The 19013-nt window shown below is 62.2% G+C and carries 12 protein-coding genes; 5 read left to right on the top strand and 7 right to left on the bottom strand.

The window, feature by feature from the left end; genetic code table 11:
* Positions 1-40: 40 nt before the first annotated feature.
* From fdhF to RWK44_RS02690, 4 genes are all read left to right on the top strand, one after another.
* Positions 41-2920 (top strand): formate dehydrogenase subunit alpha, encoded by a 2880-nt coding sequence (gene fdhF, locus RWK44_RS02705; RefSeq protein ID WP_132611270.1) that lies wholly within the window; start codon positions 41-43, stop codon positions 2918-2920.
* A gap of 271 nt (positions 2921-3191) precedes the next feature.
* Complete coding sequence (fdhD, locus tag RWK44_RS02700) at positions 3192-4019, top strand: formate dehydrogenase accessory sulfurtransferase FdhD (RefSeq protein ID WP_168258482.1); 828 nt, start codon at positions 3192-3194, stop codon at positions 4017-4019.
* Positions 4009-4254 carry a formate dehydrogenase subunit delta gene (locus tag RWK44_RS02695; protein ID WP_012759231.1) on the top strand — a complete coding sequence of 82 codons (246 nt, stop codon included), beginning with the start codon at positions 4009-4011 and terminating at the stop codon, positions 4252-4254. The genes fdhD and RWK44_RS02695 overlap by 11 nt, the downstream gene beginning before the upstream one ends.
* 105 nt (positions 4255-4359) lie before the next feature.
* Entirely contained in the window at positions 4360-6018 is a 1659-nt protein-coding gene (locus RWK44_RS02690; RefSeq protein ID WP_168283391.1) for an OFA family MFS transporter, read from the top strand.
* Between the two features lie 150 nt (positions 6019-6168).
* On the opposite strand, the gene RWK44_RS02685 is transcribed toward RWK44_RS02690, so the two are convergent.
* The 3 genes from RWK44_RS02685 to rocF form a co-directional block, all read right to left on the bottom strand.
* The gene (locus RWK44_RS02685) at positions 6169-6645 is read right to left on the bottom strand and encodes a chemotaxis protein CheW (RefSeq protein ID WP_003543427.1); all 477 of its coding nucleotides are present in this window, start codon (positions 6643-6645) and stop codon (positions 6169-6171) included.
* Positions 6646-6941: 296 nt separating this feature from the next.
* A complete protein-coding gene (gene rocD / locus RWK44_RS02680) occupies positions 6942-8141 on the bottom strand; it encodes an ornithine--oxo-acid transaminase (protein ID WP_316028335.1) in 1200 nt (399 codons plus the stop codon).
* A 40-nt stretch (positions 8142-8181) separates the two neighbouring features.
* Positions 8182-9117, bottom strand: a complete 936-nt coding sequence (gene rocF, locus RWK44_RS02675; RefSeq protein WP_316028334.1) for an arginase — start codon at positions 9115-9117, stop codon at positions 8182-8184.
* Positions 9118-9241: 124 nt separating this feature from the next.
* Between rocF and RWK44_RS02670 the strand changes: the two genes are divergently transcribed.
* On the top strand, positions 9242-9679 hold the full coding sequence (locus RWK44_RS02670; protein WP_011653765.1) for an Lrp/AsnC family transcriptional regulator: 438 nt from the start codon (positions 9242-9244) through the stop codon (positions 9677-9679).
* Positions 9680-9739: 60 nt separating this feature from the next.
* On the opposite strand, the gene RWK44_RS02665 is transcribed toward RWK44_RS02670, so the two are convergent.
* The 4 genes from RWK44_RS02665 to RWK44_RS02650 all read right to left on the bottom strand — a co-directional run.
* Complete coding sequence (locus tag RWK44_RS02665; RefSeq protein ID WP_316028333.1) at positions 9740-16162, bottom strand: translocation/assembly module TamB domain-containing protein; 6423 nt, start codon at positions 16160-16162, stop codon at positions 9740-9742.
* Positions 16163-16229: 67 nt separating this feature from the next.
* Positions 16230-18158: an autotransporter assembly complex protein TamA gene (locus RWK44_RS02660; protein ID WP_183594563.1), complete on the bottom strand. Its 1929-nt coding sequence runs from the start codon at positions 18156-18158 to the stop codon at positions 16230-16232.
* A gap of 169 nt (positions 18159-18327) precedes the next feature.
* Positions 18328-18585, bottom strand: a complete 258-nt coding sequence (locus RWK44_RS02655) for a YMGG-like glycine zipper-containing protein (RefSeq protein WP_065281468.1) — start codon at positions 18583-18585, stop codon at positions 18328-18330.
* Positions 18586-18806: 221 nt separating this feature from the next.
* A partial coding sequence (locus tag RWK44_RS02650; protein WP_316028427.1) for a hypothetical protein occupies positions 18807-19013 on the bottom strand: 207 nt, incomplete at its 5' end.

The raw sequence follows: 19013 nt of genomic DNA, 5'->3' as shown, positions 1-19013 counted from the left end.
GCCTGCGCTGACCTCACCATCTCAAGCAAGGAGACCAATCATGTCTCTCATCCATGAAATCGACTACGGCACCCCCGCTTCGAAGTCAGAGGCCATGGTGACGCTTACCATCGACGGTCAGCAGATCAGCGTGCCGGAGGGCACCTCGATCATGCGCGCCTCGATGGAGGCCGGCATCAAGGTGCCGAAGCTCTGTGCCACAGATATGGTCGACGCTTTCGGCTCCTGCCGGCTTTGCCTCGTCGAGATCGAAGGCCGCAACGGCACGCCCTCCTCCTGCACGACGCCGGTGGCGGCAAACATGGTGGTGCACACGCAGACGGGGCGATTGAAGGATATCCGCCGCGGCGTGATGGAACTCTATATCTCCGACCATCCGCTCGACTGTCTCACCTGCGCGGCCAACGGCGATTGCGAATTGCAGGACATGGCGGGCGCCGTCGGCCTGCGCGATGTACGTTACGGCTATGAGGGCGACAACCACGTCAAGGCGCGCAGCAATGGCGACATCAATCTGAAATGGATGCCGAAGGACGAGTCCAATCCCTATTTCACCTATGATCCCTCGAAATGTATCGTCTGTTCGCGCTGCGTGCGCGCCTGCGAGGAAGTGCAGGGAACCTTCGCGCTGACGATCGAGGGCCGTGGTTTCGGCTCGCGCGTTTCGCCCGGCATGCACGAGCATTTCATCGATTCCGAATGCGTCTCCTGCGGTGCCTGCGTCCAGGCCTGCCCGACCGCGACGCTGACGGAGAAGTCGGTGATCCAGATCGGCCAGCCCGAGCATTCGGCTGTCACCACCTGCGCCTATTGCGGCGTCGGCTGTTCCTTCAAGGCGGAGATGCGGGGCGAGGAACTGGTGCGCATGGTGCCGTGGAAGGACGGTCAGGCCAATCGCGGCCATTCCTGCGTCAAGGGCCGTTTCGCCTATGGCTATTCCACCCACAAGGACCGCATCCTCAATCCGATGATCCGCGAAAAGGTCAGCGATCCCTGGCGGGAAGTGAGCTGGGACGAGGCTTTCGCGCATGTGGCGCTGGAGTTCCGCCGCATCCAGTATCAATACGGCCGCGAGGCGATTGGCGGCATCACTTCGTCGCGCTGCACCAATGAGGAAACGTATCTGGTGCAGAAGCTGATCCGCGCCGGCTTCGGCAACAACAATGTCGACACCTGCGCCCGCGTCTGCCATTCGCCGACGGGTTACGGCCTCGGCCAGACCTTCGGCACGTCGGCGGGCACGCAGGATTTCGACAGCGTCGAGCATTCCGACGTCGTCATCGTCATCGGCGCCAATCCGACCGATGGGCATCCGGTGTTCGGCTCGCGGCTGAAGAAGCGGCTGCGCCAGGGCGCCAAGCTCATCGTCATCGACCCGCGCCGCACCGATATCGTCCGCTCGCCGCATATCGAGGCCTCCTATCACCTGCCGTTGAAGCCCGGTACCAATGTCGCGGTCATGACGGCGCTGGCGCATGTGATCGTCACCGAAGGGCTCTTTGACGAGGCGTTCATCCGCGAGCGCTGCGACTGGTCGGAGTTCGAGGACTGGGCGGCCTTCGTCGCCGAACCGCAGCACAGTCCCGAAGAGACCGAGATCTTCACCGGCGTGCCGGCGGCGGATCTGCGCGGCGCGGCAAGGCTCTATGCCAAGGGCGGCAATGGCGCGATCTATTATGGCCTCGGCGTCACCGAACACAGCCAGGGCTCGACCACGGTCATCGCGATCGCCAATTTGGCGATGGCGACCGGCAATATCGGCCGTCCCGGCGTCGGCGTGAACCCGTTGCGCGGCCAGAACAATGTGCAGGGCTCCTGCGACATGGGCTCGTTCCCGCACGAATTGCCGGGCTACCGGCACATTTCCGACGATGCGACGCGCGATATCTTCGAAAAGCTCTGGGGCGTGAAGCTCAACAACGAGCCGGGCCTGCGTATTCCGAACATGCTGGATGCAGCAGTCGACGGCTCCTTCAAAGGCATTTACATCCAGGGTGAAGACATCCTGCAGTCCGATCCCGATACCAAACATGTCGCGGCCGGGCTTGCGGCGATGGAATGCGTCGTCGTGCAGGACCTGTTCCTCAACGAGACTGCCAATTACGCTCATGTCTTCCTGCCGGGCTCGACCTTCCTCGAGAAGGACGGCACCTTCACCAATGCGGAGCGCCGCATCAATCGCGTGCGCAAGGTGATGTCGCCGCGCAACGGCTATGGCGACTGGGAAGTGACGCAGAAGCTTGCCCAGGCGATGGGGCTCGACTGGAATTACACCCATCCGTCGGAGATCATGGACGAGATCGCCGCAACGACGCCGAGTTTCGCGATGGTCTCCTACGACTATCTCGACAAAATGGGCTCGGTGCAGTGGCCCTGCAACGAGAAGAACCCGCTCGGCTCGCCGATCATGCATGTCAACGGCTTCGTGCGCGGCAAGGGCAAGTTCATCCGCACCGAATATGTGGCGACCGACGAGCGCACCGGCCCGCGCTTCCCGCTGCTTCTAACCACCGGCCGCATCCTCAGCCAGTACAATGTCGGGGCGCAGACGCGGCGGACCGAGAATGTCGTCTGGCATGCGGAAGATCGGCTGGAAATCCATCCGCATGATGCCGAGCAGCGCGGCGTTCGCGACGGCGACTGGGTGAAGCTCGGCAGCCGTTCCGGCGACACCACGCTCAGGGCGCTGATCACCGATCGCGTCGCGCCGGGTGTCGTCTATACGACCTTCCATCATCCCACGACGCAGGCGAACGTCATTACCACCGATTTCTCCGACTGGGCGACGAACTGCCCGGAATACAAGGTGACGGCGGTGCAGATCTCGCCCTCCAACGGGCCGAGCGAATGGCAGCTGGAATATGACGAGCAGGCGCGGCAATCGCGCCGCATCGCCGGCAAGCTCGAGGCTGCGGAGTGATGGTGGAGAGGCAGTCTGGCATTGTCGGCGAGGCTCCCTCTTCTCCCCAGCGGGGAGAAGGTGCCCGTAGGGCGGATGAGGAGGGCGGTTCGGCATATGGTGCTGCCCCTCGTTTGCGCTCGGTGCGCTCGCTCCTGCCGTCGCTCGCCCCCCTCATCGCCTCGCTTTGCTCGGCACTTCTCCCCGCTGGGGAGAAGAGGGCGCAAGCGGCTGACGTTCTCTTCCCGATAGGCCGAGCTGCGGAGGAGGATGCCTCTCATCCTATTGCCGCATGGTAAAATTCACGATCACCGCGCACGCTCCCGAGACCACCCGCCGCAACGGCATCCTCCAGACCGGTTCGCGCATCGTGCCGGAAGAGGTGCCGATCGCCTTTTCCTATGGCGGCAGTTCGCATGCGGTGATGATGGCCACGCCTGCGGATCTCGAGGATTTTGCCGTCGGCTTCAGCCTGACCGAAGGGATCATTGCCGGGCCGGCGGAGATATCAGGCATCGAGGTGGTTGAGGGCGAGCAAGGGATCGATGTGCAGGTGAGCCTGGTCGACGACGTCGCCGATCGGCTGCGGGCACGACGCCGCAGCATGGCGGGACCGGTCGGTTGCGGGCTCTGCGGCATCGAATCGATCGAACAGGCGGTACGGCCGGTGCCTGACGTTTCGACATCGCCGTTGGCGCTGTCGCATGCGGATATCGTGCGGGCCATTTCGCTTCTGAACGAGGCACAGCCGCTGCATCGTGAGACGCGGGCGGTGCATGGCGCCGGGTTCTATCTTCCCGGCAGGGGGCTGATTGCCGTGCGCGAAGATGTCGGCCGGCACAATGCGCTGGACAAGCTCTGTGGCGCCGTCATCGGCGCCAGTGAAAGAGGCGGGGACGGCGCCGTCGTCGTCACCAGTAGGCTCTCCGTCGAGATGGTGCAGAAGGCGGCGATCCTCGGCAGCCCTGTGCTCATCGCCATATCGGCGCCGACGGCTCTCGCCATCCGCACGGCCGAAGAAGCCGGCATGACGCTCGTCGCGCTGGTGCGTGGCGAGGATTTCGAGATTTTCACCCACCCGCACCGCATCTCGCCCGGAAGCATAGCCGATGTCGCATGATACCAAGACCAAGCTCGTCTATATGGCAAACCAGATCGCCACCTTCTTCAAGAGCCAGCCGCAAAGCGAGGCCGCGCAGGGGGTCGCCACCCATATCAATAAATTCTGGGACCCGCGCATGCGGCGGCAATTGTTCGAAATTCTGGAGAATGAGGAGAATGGCCTGGATGCACTCGTGCTTCAGGCCGTTCCTCTGATCCGAAAACCGGAGCCGGTGACACACCAGGTCCCATAGCCAGCATTGGGCCCATGCGGGAGGGGAGGCAGGAGCAAGCTGCCTGCGTATGCCGGTCACACTAAGTCTGAATTAAGCCAGGTCTGAATCAGGGAGGAGTTGTTCATGACAGCAGCGGGAACACGTACAGACGGGGCGTTGGCGGGGGGCGGCCTGCTCGATCGTGAAAGGATCGTCGCAAGGCCGGGGTTCAATCGGTGGCTGGTGCCGCCGGCAGCGCTCGCCATTCATCTCTGCATCGGCATGGCCTATGGTTTCAGCGTCTTCTGGCTACCGCTTTCCAAGTCGCTCGGGATCACGGCCTCGACGGCTTGCCCCGACCTGACACTCGCCTCGGCGCTGTTCACCACGACTTGCGACTGGCGCGTTGCCGACCTCGGCTGGATCTATACGCTGTTCTTCGTTCTGCTTGGTTCGTCCGCCGCCATCTGGGGCGGCTGGCTCGAGCGGGCCGGTCCGCGCAAGGCGGGCGTCGTTTCCGCCTGCTGCTGGTGCGGCGGCATCATTCTTGCCGCGATCGGCGTCATCACGCATCAGCTCTGGATGATGTGGCTCGGCGCCGGCGTCATCGGCGGCATCGGTCTCGGCCTCGGTTACATCTCGCCGGTCTCGACACTGATCAAATGGTTCCCCGACCGGCGCGGCATGGCGACCGGGATGGCGATCATGGGCTTCGGCGGCGGTGCGATGATCGGCGCCCCATTGGCCAACCTGTTGATGAATACCTTCAAGACCGACAGTTCGGTCGGCGTCTGGCAGACCTTCATCGTCATGGCGGTGATCTATTTCGTCTTCATGATGGGCGGCGCCTTCGGCTATCGCATTCCGCCGGCCGGCTGGCGTCCCGAGGGTTGGACGCCGCCTGCAGCCAAGAGCACGATGATCACCACCAAACATGTGCACCTGCGCAATGCCCACAGGACAAAACAGTTCTGGCTGATCTGGGCGGTGCTTTGCCTCAACGTGTCGGCCGGTATCGGCGTTCTCGGCATGGCCTCGCCGATGCTGCAGGAGATCTTCGCCGGCTCGCTGATCGGCCTGCCGGATGTCGGCTTCGCCCAGCTCGACGCCGGGCAGAAGGCATCGATCGCCACGATCGCCGCCGGTTTCGCCGGCTTGCTGTCGCTCTTCAACATCGGTGGACGGTTCTTCTGGGCGTCGCTGTCCGACAAGATCGGCCGCAAGAATACCTATTATTGCTTCTTCGTCCTCGGCATCGTGCTCTATGCGCTGGCGCCCACTTTCGCAGGCATGGGCAACAAGGCGCTGTTCGTTCTCTCCTTCGGCATCATCCTGTCGATGTACGGCGGCGGCTTCGCGACGATCCCGGCCTATCTTGCCGATATTTTCGGTACGCAGTTCGTCGGCGCCATCCACGGCCGGCTGCTGACGGCCTGGGCAACGGCGGGCATCGTCGGTCCCGTCGTCGTCAACTATATCCGCGAAGCGCAGATCGCCGCCGGCGTTGCGCCCGGGCCAACCCTCTATACCGGCACCATGTATATCCTCGCCGGCATGCTGGCGCTGGGGCTCATCGCCAATGCGCTGATCAGGCCGCTTTCGGACAAATGGTTCATGTCGGATGACGAGGTCGCTGCGCTGCAGGCGAAGTCGGCCGCTGTCAATGCCGGGCCGACCGGTTCCTTCGGCATCGGTACAGGCGGGCTGGACGCCAAGGCGATGCTTGCCTGGGCCGTCGTCGGCATTCCGCTGCTGTGGGGTGTCTGGGTGACGCTGAGGGCGACCTTCGCGCTGTTCGGATAAGCAAAAGTGCCGCCTTGCGGCGGCACAACCAATCCAGTGAGGTTGCCGTTTCCCTGCAGCCTGCTGCTTGTTCCGCAATAAAAAACCGCCCGTTGCTGGGCGGTTTTCGAATATCCGAATTGTGCAAGTGTCCAGATCATATTGGCCGGATCAGGCGGCCAGTTCGTCCGTTTCGTTTTCCTTGAACATCTTGGCGAGGTTCAGGAAGCAGATCATGCCATTTTCCGAGGCGATGATGCCTTCGCAATAGGCGCGGTCGAAGGAGGCGGTCACTTCAGGCACCGGCTGGACCTGGCTGGAGGAGATGGTGAGGATATCCGAGACACGGTCGACCAGCATGCCAATGACCATGCTGTGAACTTCGGCGACGACAATGGCGCTGCGCTCGTTGGCGACCGTGCTCTTCATGCCGAGCTTGAAAGCAAGATCGATGATCGGGATCACCGAGCCGCGCAGGTTCATGACACCGATGACATCGGCCGGTGCATGCGGGATCGGCGTCGACGGCGCCCAGCCGCGGATTTCGCGGATGGTCGTGGTCTTGACGCAGAATTCCTGATCATGCAGGCGGAAGGCAATAATTTCGAGCGTATCGCCGCTGAAGTTAGTCGAATTGATCGTGGCCATTAGAATTCTTCCCAACTGTCGAAGCCAGGGCAGAAGCGGATGCGCCACCATTGGCGCGGACAAGCTTTGCCTTCATACCACGCGATGGCTTTGCGCTCGGCGAAGCATCGTTACGGTTATCGATGACTTTAGCGAAAGAGTGTTGCCCAAATCTAAATTGGGCGACGAGATCGCCAAGGTTTTTAATCTCTGATGAAAACCAGGCGGTTTTGCTGTCGAGCTCTTTCAGCCGATCGCTGGCATTCAGGATCTTCCAGGCTTCTTCGAGATCGTGAAGAAGAATTGCGCCGATTTACTCAGCCTATCGTCTTTTCAATCTGCGAAACCGCCCAATCCACCTGCTCCTTGGTGATGACCAGTGGTGGAGCAAGGCGAATCGTGTGCTCGTGGGTGTCCTTGGCGAGAAGGCCGCGCTCCTTCAGCGCATGGCAATATTGCCGTGCGCCGCCGGCTTCGGGTTCCAGCTCGATGGCCATCATCAGGCCACGGCCGCGCACGTCCCTGACGATGTTCGAGCGGATCGACTTGAGGCCTTCGATGAAGTAGTCGCCCATAACAGCGGCGTTCTCGATCATGCCCTCTTCCGTCAGCACCTTGAGCGCTGCGCGCGCCACCGCGCAGGCGAGTGGATTGCCGCCGAAGGTCGAGCCGTGCTGGCCGGGCTTCAGCACGCCCAGAACTTCGGAATTCGAAAGCACGGCCGACACGGGATAGAAGCCGCCGGACAGCGCCTTGCCGATCAGCGTCACGTCGGCCTCGATGCCTTCATGCTCCTCGGCCAGCAGTTTGCCGGTACGGCCGAGGCCGGTCTGGATTTCGTCGAGGATGAGGGTGACGTTGTTTGCCGTGCAAAGCTCGCGGATGCGGGTGAAATAACCTGCCGGCGGGATGACGACACCGGCTTCCCCCTGGATCGGTTCGATCAGGGCGGCCACGGTATTGGCATTGATTGCAGCGGCGAAAGCCTCGGCATCGCCGAAGGGAATGATACGGAAACCTGACGTGTAGGGGCCGAAGCCGCTGCGGGCATCGGGATCTGTCGAGAAGCTGATGATGCTCAGCGTCCGGCCATGGAAATTATCGGCGCAGACGATGATCTCCGCCTTGCCCTCCGGCACGCCCTTGACCTCGTAACCCCATTTGCGCACCGCCTTGATGGCGGTCTCCACCGCTTCGGCGCCGGAATTCATCGGCAGGATCTTATGCGAGCCGGTGAGAGCCGCGAGCTCTTCGTAGAGATAGGCGAGCTGATCGTTGCGGAAGGCGCGGGAGGTGAGCGTCAGCCTGCCTGCCTGTTCGACCATGGCGGCGAGGATTTTCGGATGGCAGTGGCCCTGGTTGACGGCGGAATAGGCCGAGAGGCAATCGAGATATCGGTTGCCGTCGGTATCCCAGACATAAACACCTTCGCCGCGCGTCAGCACCACGTCGAGCGGCTTGTAGTTATGGGCGCCGAGCCGTTGTTCCGTGGCGATCAGTTTTTCCGAAGTGTTCATGGTCGTTCTCCCTCTGTGCGTTTTATGCGGCGCGTGCCCTCTATGCGGCGCGTGTTGGACGATCGAAGATGCGGCGACCGAACAGGCTTGCCGTCAGCTCCACCAGGATGCGGGCGCTCTTGCCGCGATCGTCTAGAAACGGATTGAGCTCGACGAGATCGAGCGACGAGACGAGGCCGCTGTCCGAAAGCATTTCCATGACCAGATGCGCCTCGCGAAAGGTCGCACCGCCAGGCACCGTCGTGCCGACGCCGGGGGCAATCTCGGGATCGAGGAAATCGAGGTCGAGGCTGACATGCAGCAGGCCGTTCGCCTTGGTGACGACATCGAGGATCTCACGCATGATGGCGCCGATGCCCTGCTCGTCGATCGCGCGCATGTCGAAGACGTTGACGCCGTGTTCGTGGATTTCCTCACGCTCGCGCGCATCGACAGAACGGATGCCGACCTGGAAGACATTCTTCGGATCGACGAACGGACGGTCCTTCGGCAGGATCTCGGCGAACTCAGCCTCGCCGCAGAAGAAGGCGACCGGCATGCCGTGGATGTTGCCGGAGGGCGACGTGCCCGGAGAGTTGAAATCGGCATGGGCATCGAGCCAGAGCACGAAGAGCGGGCGATCTTTGCTGGCGGCATACCGCGCCATGCCGGAGACGCTGCCCATGGAAAGGCTGTGGTCACCGCCGAGAATCAGCGGGAAACGGCCGGAGGCGGCGACGTCGTGGACGCTGCTTTCGAGGGCGCGCGTGAAGGCGCCGACGATCCTCAGATTGTGGGCCTTCGGGTGGTTCGGCAGGTCCATCGCCGGCACGATCCTGAGATCGCCGATATCGGCGACGTCATGGCCAAGCTCGATCAGCGTCTGGTCGACGCCGGCAATGCGCAGGGCCGCAGGGCCCATGGCAGCCCCCCTGCGGCCGGAGCCTTCTTCCAGCGGCGCGCCGATGAGGGTGACAGATCGCGATTGCGCATTCATTTTGGAGGGCTCCGTGTTGAGGCCTGTTTCGACCGATAGTGGGATAAAGGGCTGGCGGCAAAAAGATGGAAAAGTGTCAGAAATAGACTATGATTGCGCAGATTGATAAACCACTTTTGACAAAGTGATCAGCGTGGACGATCTCGACACCGAACTTTTGAGTGCACTTCGCCATAACGCCCGGATTTCCGTCTCCTCGCTTGCAGCGATGACCGGCGCATCGCGGGCAACAGTTGCCACCCGTATCGACCGGCTGGTGGCCAGCGGCACCATCGTCGGCTTCACTATCCGCACCGGCCATGAGACGCGCTCCGCCGGCGTGCGCGCCATCGTGATGATCGAGGTGCTCGGCAAGCTCGCAGACAGGGTGGCCGATCAGTTGAGGGGCCTGCCGCAGGTCCGCGCGCTTCACAGCACCAACGGCAAATGGGATTTCGTCGCCGAACTCGAGGACCGCGACCTTGCCGCCTTCGATGAGACGCTACGCCGCATCCGGCTGATCAACGGCATCAATTCGACCGAGACCAACATCCTTCTCAAGACCAGCAAAACCGGTTTCTAAACCGGCTTAAAGCATGTGCATGTTGTCCGCAAACTGCTGCACAGCTTCGGGCGAAATGCGTCAGTATTCCCGTTCGTAGACAATGCCGGCTTCGCCCTCACCGTTGCCACCGGCCCCTCCGCGCAGCTTGACGCCGCGGCCGACATCGAGGTTGATCACCGCCTTGGCGCCGGCCGAACCACCCTGCTGCAATTCGAAATAGGTGCGGTCGTTGAGATAGCGGCCGACGCTGACGCTCGTCTGGCCCTTGGAATCGGTGCTGACGTCGAAATCGTCGACGCCAAGCTGGTTGCGCAGGCCTTCGAAAAGCGATGTCGAGCGGTTGCCGGCCAGCTGACTGACGGCGTCGGCGAGCTGGGCGATCTGCACCGGCGAGAGCTTCGACATCGACTGGCCGAAGATCAGCTGCGCCAGCACCTCGTCTTGAGGCAGTTCGGGCGAGGAAGAGAAAGTAATCGCGGGATCGGTGGCGAGGCCCGCGACGTCGACGGTCAGCGTCGTCGTGCCGGAGGACGAGGTCGCTTCCATATCAAGCGCTGGCGTCAAATCGCCGACAAAGGTTATCCTGCTCTTGTCGGAGAAATCGAGGCGGCGGTTCAGAATGGTCAGGCGGCCGCGGCGCATGGTGAACCCGCCGGTGACGATGGGCGCTGCCGCCGTACCGCGGATCGTTACAAGGCCGCCAAGCTCGGCATCGATGCCACGGCCGCGCACGAAGATATGCGAGGGCGCGTCGATTTCGAGATCCAGCGTGATCACCGAGGATTTCTCGCCGGGTTTACGCTCGCCGTCATCGCGCAACTGCGCAAGCACAGCGCGCGGCGCATTCTTATGGCGGATGTCGATTTCTCTCAGCGAGGTCGGCAGTTTTTCCGGGACTGTGATCGAGGTCTTGTCCAGCCGCAGCTTGCCGCTCAGCGTTGCATTGGTGATCGGACCGCGCAGGCCGAGTGTGCCGTTGACGGTGGAGACGACAAGGGTTCCATCGACATAGACCGCCCTGTCGAGTTTGATCGAAATGTCGGCGGGAAAGCCTCCGGCCGGCTGAATGCCGATGGTGCCGCTCACGGAAATCGTACCGCCGCCGCCAAGGCTGCCGCTGAGGCGCGATATCACGGCCTGGTTGCCATTGAAGGTCACGGTCGCCGTCAGATTATTGACGGCCAGATTGCGCCGGACATCGACCAGCTTTGCGCCATTGGTCGAGACAGTGCCATTGATGACGGGTGCCGCGGCCGTTCCGCCAATCTCAAGATTGACGTTGGCGACGCCATCGGCGACGAAGCCTTGCTGTGCGAGCGGGGCGCCAAGCACGGCGAAGGGAACATTGCCATTGAAGCGCATGTCGATGGCGCGGTTACCTGATATCACCACGCTACCGCCGCCCTTCAGCGACATGCCGGCGTCACCGGCAAGGCTGGTGTCGACCGTCAGCCTGTTGCCGGCAAGCTTGCCCGATGCTCCGATGCTGAGTGGCGAAAGACCGGCGCCTTTCGTCTGGCTCGTCGCGGCGTTCCTCCAGTCGACCTTGAAGTCGACGACGGGTGAGGACAGCGCGCCAGTCGCTTTGGCCGTCGCGGAGATCGTGCCGTCGGCTCCGATACCCGGAACAAAGCCGTTGGCGATGGCAGCCGGAACATTGGCGGCGTTCGCCGTGACGTCGATCGATCGGATCGTTGTGCCTGCGATGGAAAGATTACCGGCGGCTTTCAGCGAAATGCCGCCGCTGCCGCTGAGGTCGGCATCGAAATCCAGCCTGTCACCGGCGTATTTCCCGGTCGCCGCCAGCGTGAGGCGGGCCAGGCCGGCAGCCTTGGTGTGGCTGGTCGCGGCATCCTTCCAGTCGAGCTTGAAATCGACGATCGGATTTGCCGGGGTTCCCGACGTCACGGCGTTTGCCGAAAGCGTGCCTTCGGCGCCGAGACCAGGAACGAAAGCATTTGCGATATTTGCCGGCAGCGCCGGAATATCGGCATTGATCGAAAGGTCCCGGATGGTCGTTCTCGCGATCGTCACGCCACCCGTCGCCTTGGCCAACACGCCGTCCTTGCCGGCGAGATTGGCGTCGAAATCGACCCTGTCATTGACAAACTTGCCGGAAGCCGCAGCACTCAGGCCAGAAAGGCCGCTGCTCTTGGTCTGGGCGGTCGCGGCGTTCTTCCAGTCGAGCTTGAAATCGACCGCCGGCTTCGGAAGCGAGCCAGAAGCGGATGCCGTTCCCGAGACGGTGCCTTCGGCGGCAAGACCCGGGACGAAGCTGTTGGCGAGGCCTGCAGGCAGGTTGGCAAGATCGGCCTTGACGTCAAGGTTTCGAACCGACGTGCCTGAAATCGCAACGTTGCCGGCGGCCTTCAGCGAGAGACCGCCCTGGCCGCCGAGATTGGCATCGAAATCGAGCCGGTTGTCGGCAAAGCGTCCGGATGCGGCAAGCGCCAGGCCCGAGAGATGAGCGCTTCTGGTCTGGCTGGTCGCAGCATCCGTCCAGTCGAGCTTGAAGTCGGCTTTCGGTGCGGCGGGTGTTCCGGCGGCGGACACAGTGCCGGATATCGTGCCGCCGGCGGCCAGATCGGGAACGAAGGCATTTGCGAGACTTGCTGGAAGCTTGGCGATCTCGGCATCGACCTTGATGCTATCGATTGCCGTACCGGCCAATGCGACATTGCCAATGGCCTTCAGCGAGAGGTCTTTGTCGCCGTTGACTACCGCGTTGAAATCAAGCTTGTTTTCGGCAAATTTACCCGACGCGGTCACGCCGAGCGCGGTAAGGCCGGCACGTTTCGTGTGGCTCGTCGCAGCATCTTTCCAATTGAGATCGAAATCGGCGGCGGGGGCGGAAAGCGACCCGGCGGCCGAGATCTTTCCGGAGATCGCGCCTTCGGCGGCGAGATCGGCGACGAAGCTGTTTGCAATGTTTGCCGGGATGTTTGCCAGCGTCGCATCGACCTTGACGTTGCCGATTGTCGTGCCCGTGATGGCGACATTGCCGTTTGCTGTCAGCGAGAGGCTGTTGGCGCCGACGATCCCCGTGTCGAAATCGAGCTTGTTATCCGCAAGTTTTCCTGATGCAGTCACGCCGAGCGCGGCAAGGCCGGCACGTTTCGTGTGGCTCGTCGCAGCATCTTTCCAATTGAGATCGAAATCGGCAGTGGGTGCGGAAAGCGACCCGGCGGCCGAGATCTTTCCGGAGATCGCGCCTTCGGCGGCGAGATCGGCGACGAAGCTGTTTGCGATATTTGCCGGAACATTCGCCAGTGCGGCGTCGACCGTGACGTTGCCGAGCGTCGTGCCCGTGATGGCGACATTGCCGTTTGCTATCAGCGAGAGGTTGTTGGCGCCGCCGATCACCGTGTCGAAATCGAGCTTGTTGTCGGCGAATTTGCCGGATGCCTTGAGGCCAAGATCCGCAAGGCCGGCACGCTTCGTCTGGCTCGTCGCCGCACTTTTCCAGTCGAGATCGAAATTTGCGGTGGGATTGGCGAGGGAGCCGGAGGCCGCCAGTTTTCCCGTAATCGTGCCTTCGGCGGCAAGATCGGGAACGAAACCGTTGGCGATGCGGGCAGGCAGATTGAGGATATCGGCGTGGACATCAAGCACCGGCGCCTTCGGGTCGGCGAGCGCGACATTGCCGGCGGCTTTCAGCGACAGACCGTCATTGCTGCCGACCGTCGTGTCGAAATCGAGCTTGTTGTCGGCGAATTTGCCGCCGGCGGTGATGCCGAGCGGTGCCAGACCCGCCCCCTTCGTCTGGCCCGTCGTCGCATCTTTCCAGTCGAGCTTGAAGTCGGCGACGGGTGCTGCCGGCGTTCCGGTCACGGCAATGGTTCCGGAGATCGTGCCGCCGGCTGACAGGTTCGGCACGAAACCGTTGGCAAGCGCTGCCGGCAGCTCGCGGATGTCTGCATCGATCTTCAGCGTTTCGCCGGCGGAACCGGTGACGGTCACCGAACCGGTGCCGGTCTTCAGCGTCAGTCCGTTCATGCTGGCGGCACCGCCGCCGATGGCGACCTGCGTCGGTGCGGCAAGCTCGATCGGGATATTGCGGGGGCTTGCCGAGAAGCGATCAAGGTTCAGGTGCATCGTGCCGCCGGCCGCTTCGATATTGCCGGCGGCCAGCACGGGATTGCCGTCATAGGCAGCATCGAGATCGAAATCGGTATGGTCTTGCTGCTTGGTAAAATCGAGCGAAAGGCCAGCGAGCCTGTTCGTTCCGGCACTCACCTCCTCGGCCTTGACCGTGCCGTTTGCCGCAAGGGCTTTGAGATCGCTGACCGTGACATCGATATCCGGCTTAACGATAACAAGCGTATCACGGCGGATCGAGGCGCCGGTCGCAAGCAGCTTGAGCGCAATCCTGCCGCCATCGCTGCTGACGCCGAGCGACCCTTTGAGATCGCCTTCGGCCTTCTGTCCGCCGAGTGCGGCGAGCAGGCCGATATTGGGGAAATCGAAGGTCAGCGCGCCTGTCGGCTCAAGGGAGGACGAGAATTCCACATTGCCGGTCAGCCGGTTGCCACCGATGTCGGCGGTCAGCGCCGGAATGCTCGTCTTGCCGTCCTGCGAGCGGATGTCGCCGTTGATGCCGATCGGCTGGCCGTCGATCGTGCCGGTGGCGGCGATCCTGCCCTGCGGGGCCTTGGGATCGGCGAGACCCGACAGGTCGATATTGAGGTTGCCGAGCACGCGATCGGCCATTTCAAGGCTGGGCGCCTTGAGATTGGCCGTGACGGAGATTGCCGGGAGCTCACCTCCCACTCTCAACGCATAACCCGCCCCGCCGCTGGCCCCGGGGATGAGCTTGCCGATGTCAGGCAACCGGCCGGAGAGATCTGCGTTCAAGATCCCGCCGTCGAGTGCGACGTTGCCGGCGGCTTCGAGCGTGCCGGACTTCAGGACGAGGTTGGACAGCGCGAATTTCGACGGGATGGTGCCGACCACCTGGCTCTCGAGCGAGATCGGCGCGTCGAACCTGTCTGTTGCCGCAGCCGGCAGGGCTGCCGGGTTGATGGTGAGCTTGAGGTTGCCGGTCAGCGCTTGGTCTGTCAGCCGATAGGAGCCGTTGAGGCCGCCGTTGATATTGGCGCTTTCGACGGTGGTGCCGTTGAAGCCGATGCCGGAGGGCGAGATCTGCAAGGGCGAAGCGATCGTGACCGGGCCTTGGACTGCGCGATTGAGGTTCGGGTCGGAGAAGGTCGCGTCGCCGGCAACGAGGCGCAGCTGGACGCTGCCGGAACGGGCGGCGAGATTGAAGGCGTCGCTCTTTGCGGTCAGCTTGATATTGCCGATATTGGTCTGCGGCAGGGTTGCGGTGTCGAGCGAGCCGCTGACGTTCAGTCGGGCGGCTTGCGCATCGCCTGTGAGCGCCAGGTTGAGGCCTGATATAAGGAAGCGCGCTTCGCCTTCGGCGAGTGGCCAGCGGAAATCGACAGGCCCCGACGTGCCGAGCAGATTGGCGTTCAGGCTGTTGTTGCCGGCCGGATCGAGGGTGCCCGAGGCGGCGATCACCACGCTGCCGGTGGCGATATTGCCGGTCTGGATATCGATCTTGCCGTGATTGTCGAAGGTGGTGGCAAGATCGATATTGGTCTGGCCGGCAAAAAGCGGCCGGAATGCCGATGGAAGCAGCGAGCTCAGGTCACCGCCGCCTTTGAGATCGAGGTGGTGCAGCCCGTCTTCCGTAATCTGATGCCGGGCTTCGATTGCGGCGCGCGGCTGCCCGTCGAGGGCAGCCTGCAATTTGCCTTTCCAATCGGATATCGGCCCCTGGCCATCGAGATCGATGTTGACGGCCGGGCTGTCCGGGAGGCCGAGAAAGCCCGCCAGCAGTCCGCCCTTCGGCTCGGAAAGCTGTGCCTTCAGCCGCAGCCGGTTTTCGGCTGGCGCAAAAGCGATGTCGGCGGCAAGCCGCGCATCCGGAACCGCGTGACGGCTGACATTGACGACGGCCTCGCCGCCATCGCCGTTCGCCGAAAGGCTGCCTTCGGCGGCGAGCGCAAAGGCGCGACCGGCAAGCGGTGCGGCAAGTTTGATATCGGGCAGCGCGATGCGGTCTACATCGACTTTGATCGGAAGGCTGAATCCGCCGGAATTTTCAGCTTGGGGCCGCGAGGGCAGGGTGCGTACCGGCTTGCGCAGCACGTTGATCGCTTCGATCTCGAAGCGTTTGGCATGGAAGGTTCCGGTCAGCAGCGCAAGCGGATTCCAGTCGATCGCGACGCCATGAATTTCCGCAAAGACGCCCCTGGTGTCGGAGATGGAGATCTGGGCGGCGCGAAGCCCGCCGGTCAAAAGGCCTTGCGGTTCGCGAACCTCGATCGTCATGTCGCGATTGGACAGCGTGGAGGCTATCCTTTCGGTGACGATGCGGGCGCCAAAACTGGTGAAGCCGAAGATCGCCAGTGCTACGACCGCGAGAATCAACGTGGCGCCGACGACATAGCCGGTGAGCCGTACGATCCAGTTGACGATTTTTGTCAGCGTTTGCATCGGCGCGGACACTACCCCGTTTTCATGACGGCTCACAGATCGGAAAACACGAGCAGAATCGGCAATCCTAGAAGGATTGGCCGATGCCGGCGTAGATTCCATAATCTGTGCCATCTTCGTACTTGTTCAGCGGCATGGCAAAATCAAGCCGCAGCGGGCCGAAAGGCGTTGCATATCGTATTCCGGCGCCGGCGCCGGCGCGGATATCGGAAAAACCCGGAAAGGTGCTGTCCGATACGGTGCCGACATCGATGAAGGGCACGATGCCGATCGTATCGGTGATCTTGATGCGGGCCTCCAGCGAACCGGTCACATAGGAGCGGCCGCCGGTGGGGTCTCCGTTGTCGTTATAGGGCGAGATTTCCTGATAGCTATATCCGCGCACGGAGCCGCCGCCGCCGGCAAAGAAGCGCTGGGTGGCGGGGATATCCCCAATGCTATCGCCGCCGATCAGGACGCCGGCTGCAACCTTGCCGGCAAGCACCACACCGTCTTCCTGGCCGAACGGCAGGTAGCCGGAGATCGAGCCCTCGAATGCCGCATAGGGCGTGGCGTTGAAAATTTCGTAGCCAGGCTTTGCCGAGAGCGTCGCGCGGTAGCCCTCCGTCGGATTGAACTTGTCGTCGCGTGCGTCGCGATCATATTGGATCGGCAACGTGAAAGTCAGATAGTCGTTCGTGCCGAAGGCGTCGTCATCGCGCTCCCAGCTGACCTCGCCGCTCGCTGAGACGGTGTCCTGATCGGTCAGTTCGTAGGAAAGGCCGAGCGAGGCGGTGACGAGCGTCGCGTTATAGGCATCCGGATTTTCGGTCTTGGCGACGATGCCGGCCTTCAGGGTGGCGGCGGGGAAGAAGGCGCCGGGCTTGGTGAAGAGAATGCCGGCGGAATAGTCGAGGCTGCCGACATCCGTCGTTTCGCCAAGCCTGGAGACCGCTCCCTCGATCCTCAGCGTTTCGGCTTCGCCAAAAAGATTGCGGTGGCCCCAATAGCCCTGGACACCGAAGCCGTCGGTGGTGGAATATTGCGCGCCGACGCCGAAGTAGCGCCTCTTGCCTTCGGAAACCTCGATCGTCATCGGCAGCGTGCCATCGGATGCCAGCGCATCGCCTTCGTGGATGGTGACACTCGAAAAGACGCCGAGGGCGCGAAGGCGCTCGCCGGCCTTCTTCAGCGTTTCCGGGGAATAGGCCTCGCCCTTGTTCAGCCGGGAATAACGCTGGATGAAAGCCGGCTTGACGGTCTTTTCGCCGGTGACGCCGACATCGCCGATCGGGGCGACGGGACCGCCCTCGGCAGCAAGGACGATATCGACGGTATCGCTGTTGTGATCGGCAACGACCTTGCGTTCGGTCAACTTCGCGAAGGGCCGGCCCTCGCTCTTCAATTGTTCGACTATTCTGTCGCCGGCCTTGATGATGGCGAGCGAGCCGGCCTCAGCGCCCGGGGCGAGATCGTAATCGGCGGGATTATGGTTTGCGGCATCGCCGCCGAACTGGACCTCCCTGACCTTGAAAACAGGGCCGGGAGCAATGTCGACGGTGACGGGGATCGGCCCTGACCGGTCGAATGTCGGATTGGGTGGCAGGTCGTCGATATTCTTGCCGTCGATGGTGATCGTCACCAGGCCGCCATAACGGGCCTTTTCATACAGAGTGGCGATCAGCCGCTCACGGTCGTCGCGCGCCTTGACGACGATGCCGAGATCGCCGGAAACCGGCAGCTTCTGGTCGCTGACGAGACGGGAACTGTTTTCCAGCGCTTCTTTGAGGTCGGGATCGGCGGTATCGGCTTTGAGGTCGACCTGATAGCGCACCGGATCGGGCACCTGTTCGCCTTCGTCTTCCTCTTTGCCGAAAATGGTGATGCCGAAAAGCTTGAAGGCGTAAGCGTCGCCGATCAGGACCGGTGAGAACGCAGCTGCCGCTGCGACCACCATCATGGTGCCTGTTCGCCGATACGCAGTACCTGTTTTCGGACCTGTCCCTCTAATCCGCATCCGCCGCTTTTGGTTACGCCTACTATGAAGCTTCGTTGCCCAGCCGTGAACAGCTTAGCGACAAAATCGCGCGGGGTGTACCATTTTAAATTGCCAACGCACTAATTTAGCACAAAAAATCCCGGAACTGTGTCCGGGATTTCCTGAATCTGCCGGTTCCTGAACGTTCTCAGCGCGGGCAGGTATCGATGTAGCGGCGGCCGTAACGATCGCGATAGTAGCACTGGCCGGGCTGTTCGGCGACGCTGCCGATGAGGGCGCCGGACACGCCGCCGATAGCGGCGCCGACTGCCGCGCCACGGACGTTGCCGGTGACTGCGCCGCCGATGACGGCACCTGATGCAGCGCCGATGCCGGCGCCCTGCTGCGTCGGTGTGCAGCTTGCGATCGACAGGCCGATCAATGCGAGTATGACAACTTTCTTCATTTTTTCTCTCCGAGGTTGTTGCCCAACGGGCAAAGGCCGTCCCTTTTTGTTTTTTGTCAGGCTAGACCGAAAACTATGTCGGAAGAAAGGGTTGTCCACCGCTGCGCTGATTTTTTTCGATACAGGATGTTGTCGCCAGCTTCGCGGTTTCGCGAATTTCCATTATGCTTGCCACATCAATTTCGTTGATCGCGGCTCGCATATTCTTTATCTGGAATCATTCAAAACTCTGCGCATTTTGCCGCAGTTGATGTTAAAGCAAAGTGCAAGGGTTGACGCGCGGACGTCCGGTCATCAAGAACATCCGCGCGATACTGGAGCATATGATGGATTTCGAAGCGTTTTTCAAAAACGAGCTGGACGGGCTTCATACCGAGGGCCGTTACCGCGTTTTTGCCGATCTCGAGCGTCACCGCGGCAATTTTCCC

Source organism: Rhizobium sp. 25PS6 (genome assembly GCF_032464655.1).
In the GTDB taxonomy this organism is placed as follows: domain Bacteria; phylum Pseudomonadota; class Alphaproteobacteria; order Rhizobiales; family Rhizobiaceae; genus Rhizobium; species Rhizobium laguerreae.
The sequence above is the reverse complement of the archived record's forward strand: the minus strand, read 5'-3'. Positions and strand labels throughout refer to the sequence as shown.